Here is a 703-nt window from a genome sequence, read left to right as displayed (position 1 = left end):
GCCAGTTCGCCCTTGTGCTCGGCCGCCGCTTCAATGCCGGCCGCCGCCACCGCGCTGAACATGCCTTCGTCGGCCAGTTCGCTCGCGCGTTTTTGCAGTTCCGCGCCGTGAGACGCCAGCAGTTCCCGGCCTTGCTTGAGCAGGCGGCGCTGTTCCAGCAGTTTGACGATGCCCACGTACCAGGTGGCCGCGGACATGATCAGCAGAATGATCAGGGTGCCGCGCGCGACGATGTCGCCTTGCGCCCACAGGGCGTCGATGCCGTACGGGTTGCTGGTCACGTGCGCGGTTTCGGCGGCCAGGACAGGCAGGCTGGCCAGCAGGGCCAGGGCGGCGAAGGCGGTGCGAGTGGTCTTGGTCATGCTTTGGTTCTCCTAAGAGTTGCTGTGCTCCGGTCGAGGCGCGCTCGCGCTCATTCGCCGGAGTCGAGTTTGAAGCCGAATTCCTGGCTCAACAGGCTGTTGGGTTTGCAGCTATAGCCTTGCAGCGCGGCGCTGATCGCCGACTGGAAGCCGCTGCGGTAGCGCGGCGGGATGCCGCCGTCGAACGAGATGTTGGCGATGTGGCTGAAGCGGCCGTTGTCGCCCACCTGGAAGGCCACGCGCACCACACCCTGGATCTCGTCCTGCTGCGCCTTGCTCGGGTATTCCGGGGCTTGCAGCTGGGTGCAGTTGGCCTTGGCCGACACCGGGCCCTTGGGCGC

Annotated in this window: 1 protein-coding gene and 1 pseudogene; both read right to left on the bottom strand. The window is 66.6% G+C overall.

The annotated features are described in order from the left end of the window. Window positions 1-362 (bottom strand): annotated as a pseudogene (locus tag QUG03_RS23190) (MotA/TolQ/ExbB proton channel family protein); the annotation flags it as partial. Between the two features lie 50 nt (window positions 363-412). After that, window positions 413-703: energy transducer TonB (locus tag QUG03_RS23185; protein ID WP_488906923.1), on the bottom strand; the 291-nt coding region annotated here is incomplete at its 5' end.

This window comes from Chromobacterium sp. CCUG 30098 (assembly GCF_059916605.1).
Note: the sequence above shows the minus strand (reverse complement) of the source record. Positions and strands in the feature narration are given on the sequence as shown.